The organism is Micromonospora sp. NBC_01405 (assembly GCF_045040155.1).
Taxonomy (GTDB): domain Bacteria; phylum Actinomycetota; class Actinomycetes; order Mycobacteriales; family Micromonosporaceae; genus Micromonospora.
This window is the reverse complement of sequence record NZ_CP109532.1, coordinates 1281370-1306932: the sequence shown is the minus strand read 5'-3', so window position 1 is coordinate 1306932 and position 25563 is coordinate 1281370. Positions and strand designations below refer to the sequence as shown.

Here is a 25563-nt window from a genome sequence, read left to right as displayed (position 1 = left end):
GCCGGCGGATTGTCACACCCGACCGATACGGTGCGGGGGTAGCTTGATCACGGGAGGTCGCGCGACGTGTCCGGTGGCGGCAAGGTGTCGGGGAGCGGCGGGATGTCGGGGAGCGGCGGGATGTCCGAGAGCGGCGGGGCGACCGAGAGCGGCGGGGCGTCGGGGGACGATCCGGCGTCGACGGCGGGTCCGGCCGCGCCGGACGGTGCTGAGGGTGCGGTTCCGCAGCAGGTCACCCCGGCGCAGGAGGCGGCGGCGGGGGCCGAGCCGACCCCCGAGGCGCGGGAGCGGCACGCCACCCTCAGCCAGGAGCTGACCGAGCACCAGTACCGCTACTACGTCCTGGACTCCCCGATCGTCACCGACGCCGAGTTCGACCGGCAGCTACGCGAGCTGGAGGCGCTGGAGGCCGAGTTCCCGGCCCTGCGCACCCCGGACTCCCCGACCCAGCGGGTCGGCGGCACCTTTTCCACCGACTTCACCCCGGTCGCCCACGCCGAGCGGATGCTCTCCCTGGACAACGCCTTCGCCGACGAGGAGTTGGCGGCCTGGGCCGAGCGGGTCGAGCGGGACGCCGGCGGCCCGGTGTCCTACCTGTGCGAGCTCAAGGTCGACGGGCTGGCGATCAACCTGACCTACGAGCAGGGTCGGCTGGTGCGCGCGGCCACCCGGGGCGACGGGCGCACCGGCGAGGACGTCACCGCCAACGTCCGCAGCATCCGGGACGTGCCGGCCCGGCTGACCACGTCGGCCGAGTTCCCCGAGGTGCCCGAGTTCATCGAGGTGCGCGGCGAGATCTACTTCCCGATCGCCGGCTTCGCCGACCTCAACGCCAGCCTGGTGGAGCAGGGCAAGGCCCCGTTCGCCAACCCGCGCAACGCCGCCGCCGGCAGCCTGCGCCAGAAGGACCCGCGGATCACCGCGTCCCGGCCGCTGCGGCTGGTGGTGCACGGCGTCGGCGCCCGGCGCGGCTTCGCCCCGACCGCCCAGTCCGAGTCGTACGCGGCGCTGCGGGCGTGGGGGCTGCCGACCAGCGACCGCTGGCGGGTGGTGCCCGACCTGGCCGGCGTCGCGGAGTTCATCGCGTACTACGCCGAGCACCGGCACGACGTCGAGCACGAGATCGACGGCGTGGTGGTCAAGGTGGACCCGGTCTCCATCCAGGGCCGGCTCGGCTCCACCAGCCGGGCCCCGCGCTGGGCGATCGCCTTCAAGTACCCGCCGGAGGAGGTCAACACCAAGCTGCTCGACATCGACGTCAACGTCGGCCGCACCGGCCGGGTCACCCCGTTCGCCGTCCTGGCACCGGTCCTGGTGGCCGGCTCGACGGTGGCCCTGGCCACCCTGCACAACGCGCAGGAGGTGGAGCGCAAGGGTGTGCTGATCGGCGACACGGTGGTGATCCGTAAGGCGGGCGACGTGATCCCCGAGGTGCTCGGCCCGGTGGTCGACCTGCGTCCGGCCGACGCCCGGCCGTTCGTCATGCCGACCACCTGCCCGGCCTGCGGCACCCCGCTGCGGCCGGAGAAGGAGGCGGACGTCGACATCCGCTGCCCGAACAGCCGTGGCTGCCCCGCGCAGTTGCGCGAGCGGGTCTTCCACCTGGCCGGCCGGGGCGCGTTCGACATCGAGGTGCTCGGCTACAAGGGCGCGGCGGCGCTGCTGGACGCGCAGGTCATCGCCGACGAGGGCGACCTGTTCTCCCTCGACGCCGAGAAGTTGGCCCGGTCGCCGTTCTTCGTCAACAAGGACGGCAGCCTCGGCAGCAACGCCGTGAAGCTGATCGACAACCTTGCCGTGGCCCGTGAGCGCGACCTGTGGCGGGTGCTGGTGGCGCTCTCGATCCGGCACGTGGGCCCGACGGCGGCCCAGGCCCTCGCCCGGCACTTCCGCTCGATGGCGGCCATCGAGGCGGCCGGCGAGGAGGAGCTGTCCTCGGTCGACGGCGTCGGCCCGACGATCGCGGCCAGCATCAAGGAGTGGTTCGCCGTCGACTGGCACCACGAGGTGGTCCGCAAGTGGGCCGAGGCGGGCGTACGGATGGCCGAGGAGGCCGTCGACGAGGGGCCTCGCCCGCTGGAGGGGCTCACCGTCGTGGTGACCGGCACCCTGGCCGGGTTCTCCCGGGACCAGGCCGCCGAGGCGATCCAGGTCCGGGGCGGCAAGGTCACCGGTTCGGTCTCCAAGAAGACCGGCTTCGTCGTGGTCGGGGACAACCCCGGCTCCAAGGCCGACAAGGCGGTCAGCCTGAAGGTGCCGGTGTTGGACGAGGAGGGCTTCCGGGTCCTGCTCGACCAGGGCCCGGACGCGGCCCGTGAGGTGGCCCGCGTCGGCGAGTGACCCGGCCGCCGCAGCCGAGCGCCCCGGCCGTCACCGGCCCGGGTGACCCGGCCGGAGGGCCGGCGGGGGCGGGTCGTGAATCTTGACCCCACCTGGTCGCGTATACCAACTTAATTACGACTACGACCGATTCGTGGCTGTCGTCTCGGAAAAAGCGGCACTCAGGGCGTTTCATGGGGGCACGACGGGCGCAGGGTCCGCCGTGGCCGCTGCCCGGGAGGTGCGATGGAGACCGCAGATCCGCGAAACTCCGTCCCGCCGGGACGGGTTGCGCCCTTCTACGGCTTCGTCGCCGCCGTCGCGGTGCTGGCGCTGCTGGTCTCGGCCGGGCCGCTGATCGAGCTGCCGGGCCGGCTCGCCGGGCTGCCGGTGGCGTTCTGGACGATGGCGGCCCTCGCCGTGGTCTGCGACGCGCGGCCGTTCGTGCCCCCGGGGCGCCGGCAGTCCTCGGCGGTATTCCCGTCCACCTGCTTCACCTTCGCCATCCTGCTCGGCTGGGGGCTCGGTCCGGCCGTGGCGGTGCAGACGATCGCGGTGGTCGTCTCCGGTTGGCGGATGGGCCACTCCGCCTGGCGGTCCGGCTTCAACGCAGCCCAGTACGCCTGCGCGCTGGCCGCCGCTGCGGCGGTCACGGGCCTGGGGCCGGGCGGGATCTTCGAGGGCGGGCACCTGGGCTGGAGCGACGTGCTGGCCGTCGGCGGGGCGGCGGCGGCCTGGTTCGTGGTCAACTACGGTCTGGTCAGCACCGCCATCCGGTGGCGTTTCGGTGGCCGCTGGTGGCCCGGGTTCCGGTCGGGCCTGGGGTACGAGCTGATCTCCACCGGTTCGTTGCTGCTGCTCGCCCCGGTGCTGGTGACCGCAGCCCGGGCCAGCGCCGCGCTGATTCCGCTGGTGCTGGTGCCGCTGTTCGCGGTGTACCGAATGGCCCACCTCGCCGCCGAGCAGGAGCAGCTGGGCGCGCTCGACCCGCTCACCGGCCTGCCCAACCGCAAGGCGCTGCTCGCGGAGGTGGCCGAGCAGGTCCACCTGCACGCCGAGCGCGCCGCCCGGGGCGAGCCGGACGCCCACCTGGCGCTGCTGCTGATCGACCTGGACCGGTTCAAGAACGTCAACGACGCGCTCGGTCACGCCGTGGGCGACCGGCTGCTGGTCGAGGTGAGTGCCCGGCTGGCCGGCGCGGTGGGGGAGCGGGACCTGCTCGCCCGCCTCGGCGGGGACGAGTTCGCCATCGTCAGCACCGGCCTGACCGGCGTGGACGCCGCCCGGGAGACCGCCGAGCGGCTGGTGGGCGCTCTCGCCGAGCCGGTGGAGCTGGACGGGCTGCCGCTGGACGTCGGCGGCTCCATCGGCATCGCGCTCTACCCCGAGCACGGGGAGGACTTCGCCACCCTGATGCGCCACGCCGACGTGGCGATGTACGACGCCAAGCAGCGCAGCGACACCGTCGCCGTGTACGCCGCCGAGTCCGACCACAACTCCGCCGAGCGGCTGGGTCTGCTGGCCGACCTGCGGCGCGTACTCGAAGCGGGGCCGGCGGGGCGGGACGACGGTCGGGGGGCGGCCGGGGTGCGCGGCGGGGACGGCGCCGCCCTGTCCGCCGCCCTCGCCCCGGCGGTCGCCGGCCGCGGTGGCGCGGGGCGCTCGACCGGCGGGTCGGCCCGCTGGGGCGCCCGCCGGCACCGGGAGCGCTCGGGGCCGGCCCACCCCGACGAGCTGATCCAGCGGATCGTCACCGCCGCCGACCCCATCCGCCGGCGGGCCGCCGCCACCGACACCGGGCCGGAGCAGCCAGCCGACACCGGGCCCGAGCAGCCGGCCGACACCGGGCCGGAGCAGCCGGCCGAACCGGGTGGCGGCGGGGCGACGGAGGCGGATCCCGGGACCGGCCCGGGGGCCGGGGCCGCGTACGCGGAGCCGACCGGCCGGCGGCCGGGGCCCGACGAGCCGGGCAACCCCGGCGAGATCACCATGTACTACCAGCCGCAGGTCGCCATCGCCACCGGCGAGGTGGTGGGCGTGGAGGCGCTGCTGCGCTGGCGGCATCCGCGCCGGGGAATGGTCGACCCGGAGGAGCTGATCCGGGTCGCCGAGCAGAGCGCGGTGATGCGGCTGCTCACCCGCCGGGTGGTCGACGACGTGGTGGAACAGTTGGCGAAGTGGTCGGCGGCCGGCATCAGCCTGCGGGCGGCGCTCAACGTCAGCGTCCGGGACCTGCACACCGGCGAGATCGCCGACCAGATCGCCGACCGGCTGGCCCGCTTCGGCGTCCGGCCGGAGCGGCTGCAGCTGGAGATCACCGAGGGCGCGCTGATGGCCGATCCGCGCCGGGTGCTGGCCACCATCTCCCGGCTGCACGCCATCGGGGTGGCCATCGCGCTGGACGACTTCGGCACCGGGTACTCGTCGATGCAGCACCTGCGCCGGTTGCCGCTGTCCGAGGTGAAGGTGGACCGGTCGTTCGTGCTCGGGATGGCCGACGACGCGGACGACGCCGCGATCGTCCGGTCGATGATCGAGCTGGCCGGGGCGCTCGGGCTGCGGGTCGTCGCGGAGGGGGTGGAGGACGAGCGGACCTGGCGGCTGCTGCACGCCGCCGGCTGCGACGTGGCGCAGGGCTGGTTCTACGCCCGGCCGATGCCGGCCGAGGAGTTGGCCGCGTGGCTCGCCCGGTACCGGCCGCTGCGGCCGGCCGCGCGGGAGGCGGAGAGCCGGCCCCCGCGCGCCCGCTGACCCGACGGCGTCCTGGGCGCCGCGGGGCCGGAGGGGGAGTCGGGGACGCCGGGCCGGTGCTGGACAATAGACTCGCTCCGGTCACCGCACGTCATCGTCATCCCGACGCGCGGCGGGCCACCGCCAGAAACCAGCACGACAGCCACGAAGGGGGCACTGATGGCCGCCATCTCCCGCGAGGAGGTCGCGCACCTGGCGCGACTGTCGCGGCTCGCCGTCACGGAGGAGGAGCTGGACACCTTCGCCGGCCAGCTCGACACGATCCTCCAGGCGGTCGCCCAGGTCGGCGAGGTCGCCGCGGCGGACATCCCGCCGACCTCCCACTCCGTACCGCTGACGAACGTGCTGCGCGAGGACGTGGTGGTGCCGGGCCTGACCCCGGCGGAGGCCCTGTCGGGCGCGCCCGACGCGGAGGAACAGCGGTTCCGCGTCCCGCGGATCCTGGACGAGGATGTGGCGTCGTGACTGATTTGACCAAGCTGACCGCCGTCGAGATCGCTGGTCTCGTCGCCGGCGGGGAGACCTCGGCCGTCGAGGTGACCCGGGCCCACCTGGACCGGATCGCCGCCGTCGAGGGCCGGGTGCACGCCTTCCTGCACGTCGACACCGAAGGCGCGCTCGCCGCTGCCCGCGCGGTCGACGAGCGCCGGGCGGCCGGGGAGGAGTTGGGCCCGCTGGCCGGCGTCCCGGTGGCCGTGAAGGACGTGCTCACCACCAAGGGCGTGCCGACCACCGTCGGGTCGAAGATCCTCGAGGGCTGGCGCCCGCCGTACGACGCGACGATCGTGCAGCGGCTGCGGGCGGCCGGCACGGTGATGCTCGGCAAGACGAACATGGACGAGTTCGCCATGGGCTCCTCCACGGAGTACTCGGCGTACGGGCCGAGCCACAACCCGTGGGACCTCGACCGCATCCCGGGCGGCTCCGGTGGCGGCAGCGCCGCCGCCATCGCGGCGTACGAGGCGCCACTGGCGATCGGCTCGGACACCGGCGGCTCGATCCGCCAGCCGGGCGCGGTAACCGGCACCGTCGGGGCGAAGCCCACCTACGGCGGCACCTCCCGGTACGGCCTGGTGGCGTTCTCCTCCTCGCTGGACACCCCGGGCCCGTGCGCGCGTACGGTGCTGGACGCGGCGCTGCTGCACTCGGTGATCGGCGGCCACGACCCGCGCGACTCCACCTCCATCCCGCAGCCGGTGCCCGACGTGGTGGCCGCCGCGCGGCTCGGCGCGACCGGCGACCTGACCGGCGTGAAGCTGGGCGTGGTCACGGAGTTCACCGGCGAGGGCGCCGAGCCGGGCGTGATGGCGGCGTTCCGCGAGTCGGTCGACGCGCTGGCCAAGCTGGGCGCCGAGATCGTGGAGGTGTCCTGCCCCCACTTCAAGTACGCGCTGCCGGCGTACTACCTGATCGCCCCCAGCGAGTGCTCCTCCAACCTGGCCCGGTTCGACGGCGTCCGGTTCGGCCTGCGGGTCGGCGACGACGGCAACCGGTCGCTGGAGGAGGTCATGTCGCTGACCCGGGAGGCCGGCTTCGGGCCCGAGGTCAAGCGCCGGATCATGCTCGGCACGTACGCCCTCTCCTCGGGCTACTACGACGCCTACTACGGGCAGGCGCAGAAGGTCCGCACCCTGATCACCCGGGACTTCACCGCCGCGTTCGAGCAGGTCGACGCGCTGATCTCGCCGACCACGCCGTTCGTGGCGTTCCCGATCGGCGCGCGCACCGCCGACCCGTACCAGATGTACCTGGCGGACCTGTTCACCATTCCGACGAACCTGTACGGCGGGCCGGGCATCTCGGTGCCGTGCGGCCTCTCCGAGGGGCTGCCGGTCGGTCTTCAGGTGATGGCACCGACGATGGCCGACGACCGGATGTACCGGGTCGCCGCCGCGCTGGAGTCCGCGGTCGGCACGTTCACCCCACCGGCATTGTGAGGCAGGAGCACCGATGACGACCACCTTGCCCGCGTACGACGACGTCGTTGCGCGCTACGAACCGGTGATCGGCCTGGAGACCCACGTCGAGCTGGGCACGAACACCAAGATGTTCTGCGGCTGCCCCACCGACTTCGGCGGCGAGCCGAACACCCGGGTCTGCCCGGTCTGCCTCGGTCTGCCCGGCTCGCTGCCGGTGGCGAACAAGGCGGCCATCGAGGCGACGATCCGGATCGGCCTGGCGCTGAACTGCTCGATCGCGCAGTGGTGCCGGTTCGCGCGGAAGAACTACTTCTACCCGGACATGCCGAAGGACTTCCAGATCAGCCAGTACGACGAGCCGCTCTGCGTCGACGGGTACCTGGACGTGGAGGTCGACGGCGAGCTGGTCCGGATCGGCATCGAGCGGGTGCACCTGGAGGAGGACACCGGCAAGTCGCTGCACGTCGGCGGCGCCACCGGCCGCATCCATGGCGCGACCGAGTCGCTGGTCGACTACAACCGGGCCGGCATCCCGCTGGTGGAGATCGTCACCAAGCCGGTCCCGGGAATCGGGGCGCTCGCCCCCGAGGTGGCCCGCGCGTACGTCGCCGAGCTGCGCGACGTGATCCGCTCCCTGGGGGTCTCCGACGTGCGGATGGAGGAGGGCTCGCTGCGCTGCGACGTGAACACCTCCCTCAACCTCCCGGGCGCGGAGTGGGGCACCCGCACCGAGACGAAGAACGTCAACTCGCTGCGTTCGGTGGAGCGGGCGGTCCGCTCGGAGATGCTGCGCCAGGCGTCGGTGCTCGACGCGGGCGGCCGGATCACCCAGGAGACCCGGCACTTCCAGGAGGACACCGGGGGCACCCGGCCGGGCCGGTCCAAGGAGACCGCCACCGACTACCGGTACTTCCCGGAGCCGGACCTGGTGCCGCTCGCCCCGGACACCGCGTGGGTGGCCGAGCTGAAGGCCGCCCTGCCGGAGCTGCCCCGGCTGCACCGCCGCCGGCTCCAGGAGCAGTGGGGCCTGTCGGACGCCGACATGCAGTCGGTGCTCAACGCCGGCGCGGTCGAGCTGATCGAGGCCACCATCGCCGCCGGGGCCACCCCCGCCGCCGCCCGCAAGTGGTGGCTGGGCGAGCTGTCCCGCCGGGCCAACGAGGCCGGCGTGGAGCTGGCCGACATCGGGGCCACCCCGACCCAGGTCGCCGAGCTTCAGGGCCTGGTCGACGCCGGCAAGCTCAACGACAAGCTGGCCCGGACCGTCCTGGAGGGCGTGGTGGCCGGTGAGGGCTCGCCCACCCAGATCATGGCCAACCGGGGCCTGGAGGTCGTCTCCGACACCGGCGCGCTCACCGCCGCCGTGGACGAGGCGATCGCCGCGAACCCGGGCATCGCCGAGAAGATCCGCAGCGGCAAGGTCGCGGCGGCCGGCGCGCTGGTCGGCGCGGTCATGAAGACCACCCGGGGCCAGGCCGACGCCAAGACCGTCCGCGAGCTGATCCTGGAGCGCCTCGGCGCCCAGGGCTGAGGCCCAACCCGGGAAGGCCGCCGCCGGGACCCGGCGGCGGCCTTCCCGCCTCTTTCGAGTACGCGGCCCCCGCACCCCCTCGTGAGGGCGTCAACGGCGACGCCCGGATGGAGCCACCGTGAACCAGCACGACCTCGATGTCCTCGACGAGATCCAGCGGCGGGTGCTCTGGCTCGCCACCCGGATCGTCGACGCCGCCAACCACGACCGGAACACCGGCGACGGGGTGAAGGTCGGCGGCCACCAGGCGTCCAGCGCCTCCCTGGTCACCGCGATGACCGCGCTGTGGTTCGCCCACCTCGACGCCGAGGACCGGGTCGCGGTCAAGCCGCACGCCTCTCCGGTCTTCCACGCCGTCCAGTACCTGCTGGGCAACCTGGACCGGTCGTACCTGCCGAGGCTGCGGGCCCGGGGCGGCCTCCAGTCGTACCCGTCGCGCACCAAGGACCCGGACGGCGTCGACTTCTCCACCGGCTCGGTCGGCCTCGGCGCCGCCGCGCCGCTGTTCGCCGCCGTCACCCGCCGGTACGTCGACGCCCACTTCGGCGAGCGCCCGCACTCCCGGTTCGTCGCGCTGATCGGGGACGCCGAGCTGGACGAGGGCAACATCTGGGAGGCCGTCGCCGACCCCGCCACCACCGGGCTGGGCAACGTGATGTGGCTGGTCGACTTCAACCGCCAGTCGTTGGACCGGGTCGTCCCCGGGGTGCGGATCAACCAGTGGCGCGGCCAGTTCGAGGCCGCCGGCTGGCACGTCGTCGAGGTCAAGTACGGCCGCCGGCTCGCCCAGGCGTACGCCCGGCCGGGCGGGGAGGCGCTGCGTGACTGGATCGACGCGATGCCCAACGAGCAGTACCAGTCGCTGTTCGGGCTGGCCGGCCCGGCGTTGCGCGCGCAGTTCCTCGACGGGGCGCCCGCCGGGATCGCCGAGCTCATCGCCGACATCGCCGACGACGAGCTGGGCCCGCTGGTCACCGACCTGGGCGGGCACGACCTCGCGGCGATGCTCGACGCGTACGCCCAGTGCGACGCGGTCACCGACCGGCCCAGCGTGGTCTTCGCGTACACGGTGAAGGGATGGGGGCTGCCGATCGCCGGCAACCCGCGCAACCACTCCGCGCTGCTGTCCACCGGGCAGGTAGACGTCCTGCGCGCCGCGCAGGGCCTGACCGTCGAGACCGAGTGGGACCGCCTCGACCCGGCGACCCCGGCCGGCATCCGGGCCGGCGAACGCCGCGAGGCGCTGTCCCGCGCGCCCCGCGAGCGGGCCCTGCCGGTCACCGTCCCGGAGACCACCCGGGTACGCGCCAACAAGCCCGTCTCCACCCAGGAGGTCTTCGGCCGGGTGCTGGTGGAGTTGGCCCGGGACGAGCACATCGCCCCGTACCTGGTCACCACCGCCCCGGACGTGGCCACCTCCACCAACCTGGCCGGGTTCATCAACAAGACCGGGGTGTTCGCCCCGACCGCGCAGCGGTCCTGGACGGAGGACCGGATGCTGCGCTGGACGGAGAGCCCGTCGGGCCAGCACATCGAGCTGGGCATCTCGGAGATGAACCTGTTCCTGCTGCTCGGCCAGCTCGGCCTGTCCTGGGACCTGTCCGGGCAGCCGCTGCTGCCGGTCGGCACGGTCTACGACCCGTTCGTGCTGCGCGGGCTGGACGCGTTCCTGTACGGCACGTACTCCGGCTCCCGGTTCGTGGTCGCCGGCACCCCGTCGGGCATCACCCTCGCCCCTGAGGGCGGCGCCCACCAGTCGACGATCACCGCCTCGGTCGGGCTGGAGCTGCCCGGGGTGACCTTCGTCGAGCCGGCGTACGCGGCCACCCTCGACTGGCTGCTCTGCGACGCGCTCGGGCAGATCGCCGCCGGTGGCGTGCCGGCCACCACCGCCGCGCCGGCCGAGGACGGGGCGTACTACTTCCGGCTCAGCACCCGCCCGATCGACCAGGCCCCGTTCGAGGCGGCCCGGGCCCGGATCGGCGACGCGGTGCTGCGCCGGCAGGCGGTCGCCGGGGCGTACCGGCTGGTGGACGCGCACGAGGCGTACCCGCACCTGGCCGACGCCCCGGTGGTGCAGCTCGCCGCGTCCGGCGCGGTGCTGCCCGAGGTGCTGGCCGCCGCCGCCGAGCTGGCCGAGGAGGGTGTGGCCGCGCACGTGGTCGACGTGACCAGCCTGGACCGGCTCTACCGGGCCTGGCAGCGCACCCTGCGCCAGGGCGTGCGGACGGCCACCGTGCCGAGCGTGCCCGGGGCGCTGCGGTCGGCGTTCGTCGACCGGGTGCCGGTGGTGACCGTGCACGACGCCGCCTCGCACGCGATGGCCTGGCTCGGTTCGGCCCTCGGCGCGCACGCCGTGCCGCTGGGCGTGGACGAGTTCGGCCAGTCCGGCAGCGTCCGCGAGCTGTACGAGCTGCACGACCTGCTGCCGGGCAGCATCGTCAACGCCGCCCTGGCCGCCCTGGCCCTGCGCTGACCCGTCCCCGCCGTCCCCGGCCCGCCGCGCTCAGCGGGTCGGGGTGGGGGTGACGGGGACCTCGGCGCCGGCCTTCGGGTTCCGCACCACGTGCCGTTCCAGGCTGACCTGCGACTGGCCGGTCCCGCCGACGGTGATGTCGTCGTACGCCTGGAGCAGCTTGTCCTTGTCGAGGTAGAGCACCGTCATCGACAGCGGGGTGGGCTGCTCGCCCTCCAGGCCGCGCAGCCCGGCCCCGCCGGTGGACCCCTCCACCATGAGCTGGGTGGGCATCTGGCCGGGCACCTGCGGCAGCTTGGAGACCTGCCGGGCGTGGGTGTGGCCGGCGAGGACCAGCGGGCAGGTGCCCGACAGCGGCCCGGCGGACGCCGGGTCGTGCACCAGGGCGATGTTCACCGGCTTGGGCGAGTTGCGGACGGTGGTGGCGAGCTGGTCGCCGGCCCCGATCACCTGGTCGGCGACCTGTTTGGTCAGGCCGCTGCCGGCGGGCGAGGTCTCCTTGTCCGGGGTGAACCGGGGGTCGCCGATGCCGGCGATGGTCAGCCCGGCGACGGTGGTGGTCGAATTGTTCAGCACGATCGCGTTCGGCTGCTGCGCCACCGCCGCCGCTGTCTTCCCCGAGTCGTGGTTGCCCCGGATGTACACGTACGGCTTCTTGAGCAGCCCGATCGACCCGACGTAGGACGCCTCCGGCTCGCTGCCCCAGTCGGTGAGGTCGCCGGTGTCGATCACCACGTCGATGCCGAACTGCTCGACCACGGTGCGGATGAGCTGCCAGCCGGTCGGGTTGAGGTGCATGTCGGAGACGTGCAGGATCCGGGTGGTGCCGGGCGCCGGCTCGTACACCGGCAGCGCCGACACGGTGGTGTAGAGCTGGCTGACGTTGCCGACGAGGCGTTGGAGCTGCTCGGCGTACTTGGTGTAGTCGTTGGCGATCTTCCGGGCGTCACCGACGATCGCCGGGGCGTTGACCAGCAACCCTTCGTACCGGGGCTCCTCGATGGCCTGCGGGCGGAGGGTGGACGCGGCCAGGCCGAGGCTGCCGGCGGTGACCGCCAGGGCGAGCCCTCCGGCCCAGGCGGTGCGCCGGGTGTCCCGGAAGACCAGGGCGGCCAGCAGCAGGGTGACCAGCAGCGTCGCGCCGGCGGTACGCAGGCCGAGGCGCATCACCCCGGTGCGGACGTCGGTGACGGCGGACTGGCTGGCCCGGCTGATGCTCGCCGGGTCGTCGATCAGCGCCTCGGTGCGTCGCTGGTCCAGTGCCCCCAGCCCGACGGTCAGATGGGTCGGCCCGTCGTGGCTGTTCAGTTGCAGGGCACCCAGCGGCGGGATGTCGACGGTGGTGCTGCCGGTGAGCGCGGGCGCGAGGGTCAACTCGGCCCGGAACGGACCGATGTCGGTCTGCACCCGTCCGCCGGCGAAGGTGCCGATCACCACCCCGGCCAGGGCGATCGCCACGACGGCGAGCGCCACGCCCACCCGGCGGGCCAGGGCCCGGCCCCGGCCGGACGAGACGTCCCCGCGTCGGCGCGGGAGGGCCCAGCGTCGGCCACGACCGGTCGCCGGGGTGTCGGCGTCCCCGGTGTTTCGCTGTTCGTTCTCCTGGCCGTCCATGCTGAGATTCTGACCTGCCCAGTGAAGGATCTTGGCAAACCGGGGATTCCGCCGCGCCGCGCCGCGCGGGCCGGGTGTTACGGCCGCTGCGCGTCGCGGCTAGCCACGCCCCGCGCCGCCGTCGGGGAAGACCAGCCGCAGGATGCGGTCGTCCTCGGGGGCCGGCTGGCCCCGCCCGTCGTGGTTGGAGGTGGTGACCCAGATCGACCCGTCGGGCGCGGCGACCGTCGCCCGCAGTCGACCGTATTTTCGGGTGAGCAGCTCCCGGGGCTGGCCGAGCATGGTGCCGGTGTCGGTCAGCTCGGCGAGCCAGATCCGCTCCCCGCGCAGGCAGGAGGTGACCAGCAGCCGGTCGGTCGCCGCCAGGCCCGAGCAGGACGCGTCGGAGGTCTTCCACTGCACCAGCGGGTCGGTGTACCGCTTGTCGCCGGCCTTCCCCTCGACCAGGGGCCAGCCGTAGTTGCCGCCCTTGGTGATCTGGTTGATCTCGTCCCAGGTGTTCTGGCCGAACTCGACCGCGTACATCCGCTTGCCGGCGTCCCAGGCGAGCCCCTGCACGTTGCGGTGCCCCAGTGACCAGACCGGGGACCCCGGGTACGGGTTGCCCGGGGCCGGCTTGCCGTCCGGGGCGATCCGCAGGATCTTGCCGCCGAGGCTCTTCTGGTTCTGCGCGGACTCCCGGTTGCCGGCGTCGCCGGTGCTGGCGTACAGGTAGCCGTCCGGGCCGAAGGCGAGCCCGCCGCCGTTGTGGGTCCCGGACCGGGGGATACCGGTCAGGACCGGCGTCGGCCGGCCGCCCAGTTCCAGCTTGACGATCCGGTTGTCCTGCTCGGCGGTGTGGTAGACGAAGACCGTCCGGTCCGTCGCGTAGCGGGGGGACACGGCGATGCCGAGCAGGCCGCCCTCCCCGCCGGCCGCGACGTCGGGCACGGTCTGCACGGCGGTGACGGTCAGCCCGTCCCGCCCGGACCCGGGCCCGACCTTGAGGATCCGGCCGCTGTCCCGCTCGGTCACCAGCGCGCCGCCGTCGGGCAGGAACGCGATCCCCCACGGCACCCGCAGGCCCTTGGCCAGCACGGTGGCGACCATCTGCTGGCCGCTGCCGCCGCCGGGGGCGGAGGCGGAGGGGGTCGGCAGGTTCGGCGGCTCGCCGGCCGGGTCGGGGTCCGGCTCGCCGAAGCTGCATCCGGCGGTGGCCAGCAGCAGCGCCGCGCACGACGCCGCAGCCACCGCGCGCACAGAGGACTTCCGGGGGTACGGGCGACGGAGGCTCACCCGGCCCAGCCTAGCCGCCCGGACGGGTCCTGGGTGGGGGCCGCGCGGGTGGGGACGCCCCGGAGGGAGCCCCGGCCCAGCCACCGGGGCGGGCGGCCGGTCACCGCCGCCCGGGCCCCGCCACCGGGTGGTTCGGCCCGCACCAACGGGGGACCGGCGCCGCCGGGCGACTATCGTCGTCGGGCGTGAAGGTATGGATTCCGCACCCGGCCGGTCGCGGCCTGCTCGGCGACGTGCCGCCCGGGGTGACCGTCGAGGTGGTCGAGTCGCCGTCCCGCCTCCCGTCCGACGTTGCCGACGTGCGGTTCTGGGTGCCCCCGTTCCTCTCCGGCGGGGACGCCACCGCCCTGCTCGGCGAGCTGCCCGACCTGCGGGTGGTGCAGCTCCTCTCCGCCGGGGCCGACGCCTGGGTCGGCCGGGTCCCGGCCGGGGTGACGCTCTGCGACGCGCGCGGGGTGCACGACTCCGGCACCGCCGAGTGGGTGGCCACCGCGGTCCTCTCCCAGCTGCGCGGCTTCCCCGCCTTCGCCGTCGCCCAGTCCCGCCGCGAGTGGGCGTACGACCGGGTCTGCCCGACCGACGAGCTGGCCGGCAAGCGGGTGCTGATCGTCGGCGCGGGCTCGATCGGGGCGGCGGTGCGCGCCCGACTGGCGCCGTTCGAGGTGACCTTCACCCTGGTCGCCCGGACGGCCCGCCCCGCCGAGGGGGTGCACGGGGTCGACGAGCTGCCGGCGCTGCTGCCAGAGGCCGACGTGGTGGTGCTGCTGGTGCCGCTCACCGAGGCGACCCGGGGCATGGTCGACGAGGAGTTCCTCGCCGCGATGCCCGACGGCGCGCTGCTGGTCAACGCCGCGCGCGGCCCGGTGGCCCGGACGGACGCGCTGGTCGCCGAGCTGGCTTCCGGCCGGCTACGGGCCGCGCTGGACGTCACCGACCCCGAGCCGCTGCCCGCCGACCACCCGCTGTGGGGGCTGCCCAACGTGCTGCTCACCCCGCACGTCGCCGGCTCGGTGCGCGGGCTGTTGCCCCGGGCGTACCGGCTGGTGGGGGAGCAGGTGCGGCGGTTCGTCGCCGGCCAGGCGCTGATCAACACGGTCTCGGACGGCTACTGACCCGTCCGCCGGCCGACCCGCCGATGTGTCCGGCCCGCCGGTCAGCCAGGCCGGGCCGGGCCGGCAGGGTCAGACGGCCGAGCCGGGCCGGGTCAGGTGGGTCAGATTCTGCGGCCGGGCAGGGTCTGGCCGGTGACGGCGACGAGCCGGGGCAGTTCGGTGCCGCGTACCGCGGGCAGGACCAGCCACTCGCCGTCGTCGAGCCGGGCGACGGCCCGGCCCCGGGCGTCGGCGGTCAGCTCGACGATCCGTTCCCAGTCGATCCGGCGCTGCCCGGTCAGCGCCCGCAGGCGCAGCTCCCGGGCGTCCGCCTCGGTGCCCGAGCGCCAGGCCCAGACGCCGACGGCGAGGGGGACGAGCAGCACCGGCAGGAAGTACCACCCGGCGGCGGCCAGCGGCAGCGCCCCGATGAAGGCGATCACCGCCGCGACCAGGATCGCCTGGTTGGGGCGGAAGCGGACGGTCTCGGCGCGACTCACCCCCAGATGATCCCACCTGGGCGGGGCCGGCCCCCGGGCGGGCGGGGGCGCGGGTGACCGGTGCCATGTAAGTGACTTGAATCACTCATGTTCATGGCCTGATAGCCGTTTCCTGCGGTGACGGTGGATCGTTTCACCATGTTGGGCCGGCGAACCAGCCGCGCCACGTCGTCCCGGACCGCCACGCCGGGCGACGCCGCCGACCGCAACCCCGCACCGTCGTACCGCACCGCCCGTGCCCCCTCACGAAGGCGATCGCCGTGCCCGTCGCGTATCCCTCCGGCACCTCCCGCAGCCTCCCGCGTCCCGCCGACCTGCTGGTGCTGGCGACGGCGGCGCTGCTCGCCCTCGCCGGCCTGGCCGGCGTGATCCCGCCGCTGGCCGCGGTGGCGCTCGCCGGTGCCGCCGGTAGCGTCCTGGCCGGCGTCCGGCTGTCCCTGCTGGCCGTGCCCGTCCGGTACGCCGGGCCGCCCGGCGGCGGCCCCGACCGGGCCGGCCGCCGCGCCACCCGCTGCCGCTCGGCCGCCGGGCTGCTCGACGCGGCGGTGGCCACGGTCGGGCTGACCGTCGCGGTGCTTCCCCTGGTCGGCACCGGCCTGCGGGTCGCCGTCGGCGCGACCGGTCTCGGGATCGCCGCCCTGCTGCACACCAGCGGGCTGCTCCTGCTGCCCGGCCGCAGCCGGCTGCCGAACCGGGCCCGGGTTCGCCGCGTGGTCGACATCGTCAGCCTGGGCCTGAGTCTGATCTTCGCCGCCTGGGTGCTGCTGCCGCCGGGGGAGACCCCGCCGGCAGCCCGGGTCGCGGTGGTGGCCGGCGGGTTCGGCCTCGCGGCGATCGGCGTCGCGGCGCTGGCCGACTGGCGGCGCCGGCCGGGCGCGGCGATCTGCCTGCTCGGCGCCGGGGCGGCCCAGTTCGGCCTGCTCGCGCTGATCGTGCTGCTCGCCTACGACGCCATGGACCGGGCCCTGCTCACCACCGTCGGGCCGCTGGTGGTCGGGGCGCTGCTCACCGCCGACGGGGTCCGCCGGGTGGCCGCCGGAGACCCGCGCCGCCCGGGTGGCCCGACGCCCGTCTGGCCCCGGGTCAGCGCGCCGGCCGCGATCGCCGCCCTGGCCGCCGTCGGGCACCTCTACGCGCACGGCGACTTCACGCCGGGGGCGATCCTGCTCGGGCTGGCGGTGACCCCGCCGCTGGTGGTCCGGGAGCTGATGACCGCCACCGACAACCGCCGGTACGCCACCCGCCTCGCCGCCCAGGAGGCGCACTTCCGGGCCCTGGTCTCGGGCGGCGACGACCTGATCCTGCTGCTGGACGACGCGCTGCGGGTGCGCTGGCAGTCCCCGGCCGCGACCCGGCTGTTCGGGCTGACCGATGCCGACGTGCTCGGCCGGCCCTTCGCCGACCTGCTGCACCCCGCCGACGTCCCGCGCGCCGCGCTGCTGCTCGACGGGGTGCGCGCCGGCGTCCGGCCGGCGCTGCTGGCCGCCCGGCTGCGCGACGGGCACGGGGTGTGGCGGGAGACCGAGTCCACGATCAGCGACCAGCGCGGGGTGCCCGAGGTGCACGCGCTGGTGCTGCACTTGCGTGACGTCGGCGAGCGTCGCCGGCTGGAGCGCGCGGTGCGCCAGCTCGCCGCGACCGACCAGCTCACCGGGCTGGCCAACCGGCGCGAGCTGCTGCGCGAGCTGGCCGCCCGGCGGGACGGGGCGGGGGCGCTGCTGGTGGTGGACCTGCACGGCCTGGGCGCGGTCAACGACGGTCGCGGCCACGCGGTCGGCGACGTGGTCGTGGTGGAGGTGGCCCGCCGGCTGCGCGCGGCGGTCGGCCCGGACGACCTGGTGGCCCGGCTGGTCGGCGACGAGTTCGGCGTGGTCACCACCGCCGGCCCGGTGCTGGCGTACGCACTGGGCACCCGGCTGCTGGAGGCGCTCGGCGAGCCGTACCGGGTGGCGGGCGCCGAGGTCCGGTTGCAGGCCAGCATCGGCCTGGCCGAGATCCCCGGCGCAACCGCCGACGACGTGCTGCGCCAGGCGGACCTGGCCCGCCGGCGGGCCGCCCAGCTCGGCCGGGACCGGATCGAGTGGTACGACGCGTACCTGGAGGAGCAGCTCGTCCGCCGGCTCGATCTGGAGCGGGAGTTGCCCGGCGCGGTGGCCCGGGGCGAGCTGGACCTGGTCTACCAGCCGGTGCTCGGGCTGGCCGACCGGCTGCCGGTGGGCACCGAGGCGCTGCTGCGCTGGCGCAGCCCGGTGCTGGGCACCGTGCTCCCGGCCGAGCTGCTGCCGGTCGCCGAGGACCTGGACCTCGTCGGCGAGGTGGGCCGCTGGGTGCTGGACCGGGCCTGCCGTCAACTGGCCGACTGGTCGGCGGGGGGTTGGCAGCTCTGGATGTCGGTGAACGTCACCCCTCGGGAGTTGGCCGCGCCGGACTTCCTCCAGCGCACCGCGGCGGTGCTGGCCACCCACGGGCTGCCGCCGGAGCGGCTGGTGATCGAGGTGGCCGAGCCGCGCGTCGGCGCGGAGCCGTCGACGATGGTGGCCCGGCTCGCCGGGCTGCGTTCGCTCGGAGTGCGCACCGCGCTGGACGACTTCCGGGCCGCGCACGCCTCGCTGGCCCAGCTCCGCCGGCTCCCCATCGACCTGCTCAAGCTGGCCCCGCACGGGGTCGACGGGGCCGATGGCGGGCAGCACCAGCTGGTCGACGTGGTGGTCAGCCTCGGCGACCGGCTCGGCCTGGAGATCATCGCCGCGCAGTTGGAGACGCCGGCCCAGGCGGACGCCGCCGGCCGGGCCGGCTGCCGCTACGGGCAGGGCTTCGCGCTGGCCCGCCCGGCGACGGCCGAGCGGGTGGAGGCGTACTTCGAGGAGTTCCCGTCCGCGTCCCGGTGAGGGCGTCCGGGCCGGTGAGGCGCGCAGTGCTGAACCGGTTCACCTGACCCGGGGCGGCGCGGTGCTGCCCCGGGGCGTGAGGTGGGCGGTCTCGTCCTGGAGCTCGCCGGTCGGCTCGCCGGCGATCACCCGGAGCAGTTGCCGGGCGGCGTGCGCGCCGTACGCGGGGATGTCCCGGCCGAGGGCGGTCAGCGGCGGGTGCACGAGCTGGCACAGCGGGGAGTCGTCCCAGGCGACGATCGACAGGTCGCCGGGGACCTGAAGGCCCATCTCCTGGGCCACGGACAGCCCCGCTATCGCCATCACGTCGTTGTCGTAGATGACGGCGGTGGGGCGGTTCGGCGAGCTGAGCAGCCGCCGAGTGGCCCGAGCCCCCTCCTCGCCGGTGTAGTCCGACCAGACGGTGACCGACTCGTCGAGACCGAGCCGCCCGCACACCTCGGTGAACGCGTCGCTGCGGATCTCGGTGTGCAGCAGTGCGGGCAGGCCGCCGACCCGGGCGATCCGTCGGTGGCCCAGGGCTACCAGGTACTCCACCGTCTCGGCCAGCGCCGCGGCCTCGTCGGACCAGACGCTGGCCAGCGAGCCGGTGTGCCCGGGGCCGCCGATCACCACGGCCGGCAGTTGCAGCTCCTCCAGCGCCGGCACCCGCCGGTCGTCGGTGCGCAGGTCACAGACGAAGACCCCGTCCACCCGGCGCTCGGCCCACCAGCGCCGGTAGACCGCGATCTCCGCATCCTGGTCGGCGACCACCTGGAGGGTCAGCGCGTACGACCGGGCCGACAGTTCGGCCTCGACGCCGCTGATCAGCTCCATGAAGAACGGCTCGATGCCGAGGATCCGGGCCGGGCGGCACAGGGCCAGGCCGACCGCCTTGGCGGTGGCGCCGGAGAGCGCCCGCGCGGCGCTGCTCGGGCTGAACCCGATCTCGGCGGCGATGGCCAGGATGCGCTGCCGGGTCGCCTCGGAGACGCCGGGCTGTCCGTTCATCGCGTACGAGACCGCGCCCTTGGACACCCCGGCCCGCCGCGCGACGTCGGCGATGGTCGGCCGCTTCACCGGCGTGTCTCCTCCACTTGCTGGGCCCGCCCCGGGCGGGTGTCACGGCGCCGGGGTGACCGGCGGCCCTCACGCTACTGCAACCGGCCCGGCGGGTGCCCGGGCCGGAGCCGCCTCGCCGCGCGACCGAACGGATTACTTGCCCGGTTAAGCATACGGGTCGTCGGCCGGGCGCGGGTGACGCTTTCGCCGATCGGGATGCTGCGGAGCGGTCAACCACGAGTGGTCGCGCTCCCATGCGGTCGGAAGTTACGGAACGGCCCCGGGCTTAACCGTTCGTTGACACCGCGGAGACGGGATCGTACGGTGGCTTCACTTATCCGGTTCAGTCGACGTCTCTCGATGTCGGGAGCGTTCCATCTTGCTCGGAGGATGACATGAGACGGTCCTGGACCCACTGGGCCCGCGCGGTCGCCGTGGGCGCGGTCAGCCTGGCCGTGGTGGCCGCGTGCAGCGGCAAGAGCACCAGCGGCGGCGACGAGGCGGGCGGCGGCGCGGTCACCCTGAAAATCAACTTCTGGGGCGACTTCGGGCTCCAGGACCTGAAGACCAAGTACGAGGCCGCACACCCGAACGTCAAGATCCAGCTCAACTCGGGCGAGTACAACGCGCAGCACGAGGACCTGCAGAAGAAGCTGGTCGCCCCCTCGGGCGCGGCGGACATCGCCGCCATCGACGAGGGCTTCATGGTCCAGTTCCGCAGCCAGTCCGACAAGTTCGTCAACCTGCTGGACAAGGGCGCCGGGCAGTACGAGAGCAAGTACCTGCCGTGGAAGTGGAAGCAGTCGCTGTCCGCCGACGGCAAGACCCAGATCGGCCTCGGCACCGACGTCGGCGGCCTGGCCATGTGCTACCGCACCGACCTGTTCTCCGCCGCCGGCCTGCCCACCGAGCGGGACCAGGTCTCCGCGCTCTGGCCCACCTGGGACCGGTTCATCGAGGTCGGCCAGCAGTACACCGCCAAGACCGACAAGAAGTTCCTCGACGCCGGGACCAACCTGTTCAACCCGGTCCTCGGCCAGCAGCAGGCCGGCTTCTACAGCGAGCAGGAGCAGCTCCAGATGGAGGGCGGCCCGAAGGTCGCCTTCGGCTACACGGTCAAGGCCCTCCAGGCCGACATCTCGGCCAACCTGACCAGCTTCCAGGCCGACTGGGACAAGGGCTTCACCAGCGGCGCCTTCGCCGTCCTCGCCTGCCCGGCGTGGATGCTGGGCCACATCAAGGACACCGCCCCCGGCACCAAGGGCAAGTGGGACATCGCGGCGGTGCCCGGCGGCGGTGGCAACTGGGGCGGGTCGTTCCTGACCGTCCCCAAGCAGAGCAAGCACGCCGACGAGGCGTACAAGCTGCTGGAGTGGCTGGTCCAGCCGGAGCAGCAGATCGAGGTCTTCAAGAAGGTCGGCAACCTGCCGTCGCAGCCGGCCCTGTACTCCGACCCGGCCATCGCCGAGTTCAAGAACCCGTTCTTCAACGACGCGCCGGTCGGGCAGATCTTCCCGAAGATGGCGCAGGGCCTCACCCCGCAGTACCTGGGCAAGAAGAACGGCCCGACCCGCGTCGCGGTGGAGAACGTCATCAAGCGGGTGGAGAACAAGACCCTCAAGCCGGACGCCGCCTGGGCGGAGGCGGTCAAGGAGGCCGAGAAGGCCGGCAGGTCCTGACGATCCGGTGACCGGTGGCGGGGCCGCCCCGCCACCGGTCACCGGCGTCCCACCCCGGAGACAGTCCACCTCGGCCCAGGAGCGTCCCATGCCCTCCACCCGTGCCGCGCCCGCCCCGCCGGGCCGTCGTACCCCGCGCAAGCGTGGCGTCGACGGCCCCGGGGCCGACGAGCGGCGGCTCAGCTGGCGCAACCGGCTGTACCGCTTCGACATGCGCTACATGCCGTACCTGCTGATCGCCCCGTTCTTCCTGATCTTCGGAGTCTTCGGGCTCTTCCCGCTGATCTTCAACGGGGTCGTCTCGCTGCGGAACTACCAGCTCGACGACCCGACCCTGCCGCCCTGGGCGGGCTTCGACAACTTCGCGAGGCTGCTCGGCGACGAGGACTTCTGGAACGCGCTCTACAACACCTTCGGCATCTTCCTGCTCTCCTCGATACCGCAGCTCCTGCTCGCCCTGGTGGTCGCCTCGCTGCTGAACCGCAAGCTGCGCGCGCAGACCTGGTGGCGGGTCGGCATCCTGCTGCCGTACGTCACCCCGCTGGTCGCCTCGACCATGGTGTTCAGCGTCTTCTTCTCCCGCGACTTCGGCATGGCCAACTGGCTGCTCGGCCTCGTGGGCCTGGGCGGCGACGCCCCGGCCGACTGGCGGGCCGACAAGCTCCACTCCTGGATCGCCATCGCCACCATGGTCAACTGGAAGTGGATCGGCTACAACGCGCTGCTCTACCTGGCCGCGATGCAGTCCATCCCGCGCGACGTCTACGAGGCGTCCGCCATCGACGGCGCCGGCCCGTGGCGGCAGCTCTGGCGGATCACCGTGCCGATGATCCAGCCGGTCGTCGTCTTCACCGTGGTGCTGTCCACCATCGGCGGGCTCCAGCTCTTCACCGAGCCGATGCTGTTCGACCTGAACGCGCAGGCGGCCACCGGCGGCCCGAACGGCGAGTGGCAGACCATCGCCCAGCTCATCTACAAGGTCGGCTGGAAGGACCTCGACCTCGGGTACGCCGCCGCGATGTCCTGGGCCCTGTTCCTGATCATCCTCGTCGTCGCCGGCATCAACACCCTGCTGACGAACCGTCTGTCCGGAGGCCGCCAATGAGCGCCGTCGACACCGTGCCCCGGGCGGCCGACGCCGGGCCGCGCGGGCGCAACCGGGCGCGGCTGCTGGGCCGGGCCCCGCAGGACACCGCGGCCGGCGTCTGGACGTACCTGCTGCTGGCGACGACGATCCTGCTCTCCGCGTTCCCGCTGTACTGGATGTTCGTCATCGCCACCAGCAACGACGAGGCGCTCGCGAAGATCCCGCCGGCGGTGGTCCCGGGCGACCAGTTCATGACGAACCTGGACGAGGTCTTCTCCCTTCAGGACGTCTACTTCGCCGCCGGCCTGGTCAACAGCGCCGTCGTCTCCACCGCGGTCACCGCCTCGGTGCTGTTCTTCTGCTCGCTGGCCGGGTTCGCCTTCGCGAAGCTGCGGTTCAAGGGCAGCAGGTGGCTGATGCTCTTCGTGGTGCTCACCCTCACCGTGCCCAACCAGCTCGGCATCGTCGCGCTCTACATCGTGATGGGCAAGCTCGGCTGGAACGGCACCCTGCTCGCGGTCATCGCCCCCGGCCTGGTCACCGCGTTCGGGGTGTTCTACATGCGGCAGTTCATCCTCAACACCGTGCCCGACGAGCTGGTCGAGTCGGCCCGGATGGACGGCGCGACCACGATGCGCGTCTACTGGAACATCGTGCTGCCGGCGATCCGCCCGGCGCTGGCCGTGCTCGGCCTGCTCACCTTCGTCGGCACCTGGAACGACTTCCAGTGGCCGCTGATCACGCTCAGCGGCACCGACTTCCCCACCTCGATGGTGGCCATCTCCGACCTGGCCAGCGGCAACTACGTGATCTACCGGCGGGTGCTCGCGGGGGCGTTCGTCGCCACCGTGCCCCTACTGATCATGCTGTTCGTCGGTGGCCGCCAGATCGTTCGCGGAATCATGGAAGGTGCGGTGAAGTCGTGACCCGGCATTCGTTGTCCGAGGGGTGGGTGCTGCGGGCCGTTTCCGGTCCGCAGGCGCCGCCGGAGATCATCGACCGGGCGGTCCCGGCGACCGTGCCCGGCTGCGTGCACACCGATCTGCTCGCCGCCGGACTCATCCCCGACCCGTACCTGGACGACAACGAGACGGCGCTGGCCTGGATCGGGCGCACCGACTGGGTGTACGAGACCACCTTCGACCCGCCACCGGGCGACGCCGACCGGGTCGACCTGGCCTGCGCCGGCCTCGACACGGTCGCCACCGTCACCCTCAACGGGGCCGAGGTCGGCCGCACCGAGAACATGCACCGCGGCCACCGCTTCGACGTCACGTCCGTGCTGCGGCCGGGAGCCAACACGCTGACCGTCCGCTTCGACTCGCCGTACCGGTACGCGGAGGCGCACCGGGACCGGCTCGGCGACCGGCCCAACGCGTACCCGGAGCCCTTCAACTTCATCCGCAAGACGGCCTGCAACTTCGGCTGGGACTGGGGACCGACGGTGGTCACCGCCGGCATCTGGCAGGACATCGCCCTGGACGCCTGGTCCACGGCCCGACTGGCGACGGTCCGCCCGCTGGTCACCGTCGCCGACGGCGTCGGCCGGGTCGAGCTGCGCGTCGAGGTCGAGCGCGCCGCCGAGGAGCCGGTCACCGTCCGCGCCGAGGTGGCCGGCGTCGCCGCCGAGGCCGTCGTGGCGGCCGGACAGCGCACGGCCGCGCTGACCGTGGAGGTCCGCGACCCCGCGCTGTGGTGGCCCCGGGGGTACGGGGAGCAGCCGCTGCACCCCCTCGCGGTGACCCTGCACGCCGCCGACGGGCGGAAGCTGGACGCCTGGTCCCGCCGGATCGGCTTCCGCACGGTCCGCCTGGACACCGCCCCGGACGAGCACGGCTCCGCGTTCGCCCTGCACGTCAACGACGTGCCGGTGTTCGTGCGCGGCGTCAACTGGATCCCCGACGACGCCTTCCCCAACCGGGTCACCCGGCAGCGGCTGGCCGAGCGCTTCGACCAGGCCGCCGGTGCGAACATCAACCTGCTGCGCGTCTGGGGCGGCGGCCGGTACGAGTCGGAGGACTTCTACGAGCTGGCCGACGAGCGGGGGCTGCTCGTCCAGCAGGACTTCCTGTTCGCCTGCGCGGCGTACCCGGAGGAGGAGCCGTTCCGCTCCGAGGTCGAGGCCGAGGCGCGCGAGCAGGTCACCCGGCTGACCGCCCACCCGTCGCTGGTGCTGTGGACCGGCAACAACGAGAACATCTGGGGCTGGCACGACTGGGACTGGCAGGAGCCCCTCGCGGGCCGCACCTGGGGCCGGGGCTACTACCTGGACCTGCTGCCCCGGATCGTCGCCGAGCTGGACCCGACCCGCCCGTACTGGCCGGGCAGCCCCTGGTCGGGCAGCCCGGACGGGTCGGGCGGCGACGAGGTCCACCCGAACGACCCGGCGCACGGCACCACCCACATCTGGGACGTGTGGAACACCGACGACTACACCAAATACCGGGAGTACGTCCCCCGGTTCGTTGCCGAGTTCGGCTACCAGGCGCCCCCGGCGTACGCGACCCTGCGCCGGGCGCTCTCCGACGACCCCCTCGCCCACGACTCGCCCGGCATGGCCCACCACCAGAAGGCCGCCGACGGCGACGCCAAGCTCCAACGCGGCCTGGATGCCCACCTGCCGCCCCCGGCCGACTTCGACGAGTGGCACTACTTCACGCAGCTCAACCAGGCCCGGGCCATCCAGCTCGGGGTGGAGCACTTCCGCTCGCACCGGCCGGTCTGTATGGGCACCATCGTCTGGCAGCTCAACGACTGCTGGCCGGTGACCTCCTGGTCGGCGATCGACGGCGACGGCCGCCGCAAACCCCTGTGGTACGCGCTGCGCCGGGCGTACGCCGACCGGCTGCTCACCGTCCAGCCCCGCGACGGCGGGCTGGCGCTGGTGGCGGTCAACGAGACCGGCCGGCCGTGGCGAGCCGCTGCCACGGTCACCCGACTCACCCTGGCCGGCGAGCCGAGGGCGAAGGCGACGTACGACCTCGACGTGCCCGCGTACGGGAAGGTGGAGCTGGAGCTGCCGGCGGACCTGGCGCGGCCCGAGGAGGCCCGGCGGGAGCTGCTGGTCGCCGAGGCGGGGGAGAGCGCCGGGCGGGCGTTCTGGTTCTTCGCCGAGGACCGCGACATCCCCTGGCCGGCGGCGTCCTACGCCGCCAGGGTGGAGCCGGTCAACGACGGCGTACGGGTCCATGTCACCGCGCGGACGATCCTGCGCGACCTGACCCTGTTCCCGGACCGGCTCGACCCGGCCGCCGAGGTGGACGACGCCCTGGTCACTCTCCTGCCGGGCGAGTCGACGACGTTCACCGTGCGCACCCCACGCGACCTGGACACCGCCGCCCTCACCACCCGGCCGGTCCTGCGCACAGTCAACTGAGCGCAGTAGGTGACTG

The 25563-nt window shown here is 73.8% G+C and carries 16 protein-coding genes; 12 read left to right on the top strand and 4 right to left on the bottom strand.

Annotated elements, in window-relative coordinates:
• The first annotated feature begins 120 nt into the window (after window positions 1-120).
• The 6 genes from ligA (at window position 121) to OG559_RS04940 (ending at window position 10996) form a co-directional block, all read left to right on the top strand.
• Window positions 121-2340, top strand: a complete 2220-nt coding sequence (gene ligA, locus OG559_RS04965) for an NAD-dependent DNA ligase LigA (protein ID WP_405112911.1) — start codon at window positions 121-123, stop codon at window positions 2338-2340.
• 225 nt (window positions 2341-2565) lie between these two features.
• Window positions 2566-5070, top strand: coding sequence for an EAL domain-containing protein (locus OG559_RS04960; protein ID WP_405112909.1), 2505 nt, complete (start codon window positions 2566-2568; stop codon window positions 5068-5070).
• 159 nt (window positions 5071-5229) lie between these two features.
• Window positions 5230-5535 (top strand): Asp-tRNA(Asn)/Glu-tRNA(Gln) amidotransferase subunit GatC, encoded by a 306-nt coding sequence (gatC, locus tag OG559_RS04955; protein ID WP_007075103.1) that lies wholly within the window; start codon window positions 5230-5232, stop codon window positions 5533-5535.
• The gene (gene gatA, locus OG559_RS04950) at window positions 5532-7007 is read left to right on the top strand and encodes an Asp-tRNA(Asn)/Glu-tRNA(Gln) amidotransferase subunit GatA (RefSeq protein ID WP_387016687.1); all 1476 of its coding nucleotides are present in this window, start codon (window positions 5532-5534) and stop codon (window positions 7005-7007) included. The genes gatC and gatA overlap by 4 nt, the downstream gene beginning before the upstream one ends.
• A gap of 13 nt (window positions 7008-7020) precedes the next feature.
• On the top strand, window positions 7021-8520 hold the full coding sequence (gene gatB / locus OG559_RS04945; RefSeq protein WP_405112906.1) for an Asp-tRNA(Asn)/Glu-tRNA(Gln) amidotransferase subunit GatB: 1500 nt from the start codon (window positions 7021-7023) through the stop codon (window positions 8518-8520).
• Between the two features lie 118 nt (window positions 8521-8638).
• Window positions 8639-10996 (top strand): transketolase-like TK C-terminal-containing protein, encoded by a 2358-nt coding sequence (locus tag OG559_RS04940; RefSeq protein ID WP_405112904.1) that lies wholly within the window; start codon window positions 8639-8641, stop codon window positions 10994-10996.
• A gap of 30 nt (window positions 10997-11026) precedes the next feature.
• Here OG559_RS04940 and OG559_RS04935 read toward each other — a convergent pair whose 3' ends face one another.
• Both OG559_RS04935 and OG559_RS04930 read right to left on the bottom strand, forming a co-directional pair.
• Window positions 11027-12610: a metallophosphoesterase gene (locus tag OG559_RS04935; protein WP_405112902.1), complete on the bottom strand. Its 1584-nt coding sequence runs from the start codon at window positions 12608-12610 to the stop codon at window positions 11027-11029.
• 99 nt (window positions 12611-12709) lie between these two features.
• A complete protein-coding gene (locus OG559_RS04930) occupies window positions 12710-13885 on the bottom strand; it encodes a PQQ-dependent sugar dehydrogenase (protein WP_405112900.1) in 1176 nt (391 codons plus the stop codon).
• Between the two features lie 185 nt (window positions 13886-14070).
• Between OG559_RS04930 and OG559_RS04925 the strand changes: the two genes are divergently transcribed.
• Entirely contained in the window at window positions 14071-14997 is a 927-nt protein-coding gene (locus tag OG559_RS04925; protein ID WP_405112898.1) for a 2-hydroxyacid dehydrogenase, read from the top strand.
• Window positions 14998-15098: 101 nt separating this feature from the next.
• Here the strand turns inward: OG559_RS04925 and OG559_RS04920 are convergent, their stop codons facing one another.
• Window positions 15099-15476: a PH domain-containing protein gene (locus OG559_RS04920; RefSeq protein ID WP_405112896.1), complete on the bottom strand. Its 378-nt coding sequence runs from the start codon at window positions 15474-15476 to the stop codon at window positions 15099-15101.
• Window positions 15477-15736: 260 nt separating this feature from the next.
• Here OG559_RS04920 and OG559_RS04915 point away from each other — a divergent pair, with 260 nt between their 5' ends.
• Window positions 15737-18364 (top strand): putative bifunctional diguanylate cyclase/phosphodiesterase, encoded by a 2628-nt coding sequence (locus tag OG559_RS04915; protein WP_405112894.1) that lies wholly within the window; start codon window positions 15737-15739, stop codon window positions 18362-18364.
• A 39-nt stretch (window positions 18365-18403) separates the two neighbouring features.
• Here the strand turns inward: OG559_RS04915 and OG559_RS04910 are convergent, their stop codons facing one another.
• Entirely contained in the window at window positions 18404-19423 is a 1020-nt protein-coding gene (locus OG559_RS04910) for a LacI family DNA-binding transcriptional regulator (RefSeq protein WP_405112892.1), read from the bottom strand.
• Window positions 19424-19800: 377 nt separating this feature from the next.
• Between OG559_RS04910 and OG559_RS04905 the strand changes: the two genes are divergently transcribed.
• The 4 genes from OG559_RS04905 to OG559_RS04890 all read left to right on the top strand — a co-directional run bounded on the left by OG559_RS04905 (window position 19801) and on the right by OG559_RS04890 (window position 25547).
• Entirely contained in the window at window positions 19801-21084 is a 1284-nt protein-coding gene (locus OG559_RS04905; RefSeq protein WP_405112890.1) for an extracellular solute-binding protein, read from the top strand.
• 88 nt (window positions 21085-21172) lie between these two features.
• On the top strand, window positions 21173-22189 hold the full coding sequence (locus OG559_RS04900) for a carbohydrate ABC transporter permease (protein ID WP_405112888.1): 1017 nt from the start codon (window positions 21173-21175) through the stop codon (window positions 22187-22189).
• A complete protein-coding gene (locus tag OG559_RS04895) occupies window positions 22186-23097 on the top strand; it encodes a carbohydrate ABC transporter permease (protein WP_405112886.1) in 912 nt (303 codons plus the stop codon). The genes OG559_RS04900 and OG559_RS04895 overlap by 4 nt, the downstream gene beginning before the upstream one ends.
• On the top strand, window positions 23094-25547 hold the full coding sequence (locus OG559_RS04890; protein ID WP_405112884.1) for a glycoside hydrolase family 2 protein: 2454 nt from the start codon (window positions 23094-23096) through the stop codon (window positions 25545-25547). The genes OG559_RS04895 and OG559_RS04890 overlap by 4 nt, the downstream gene beginning before the upstream one ends.
• Window positions 25548-25563 lie beyond the last annotated feature (16 nt).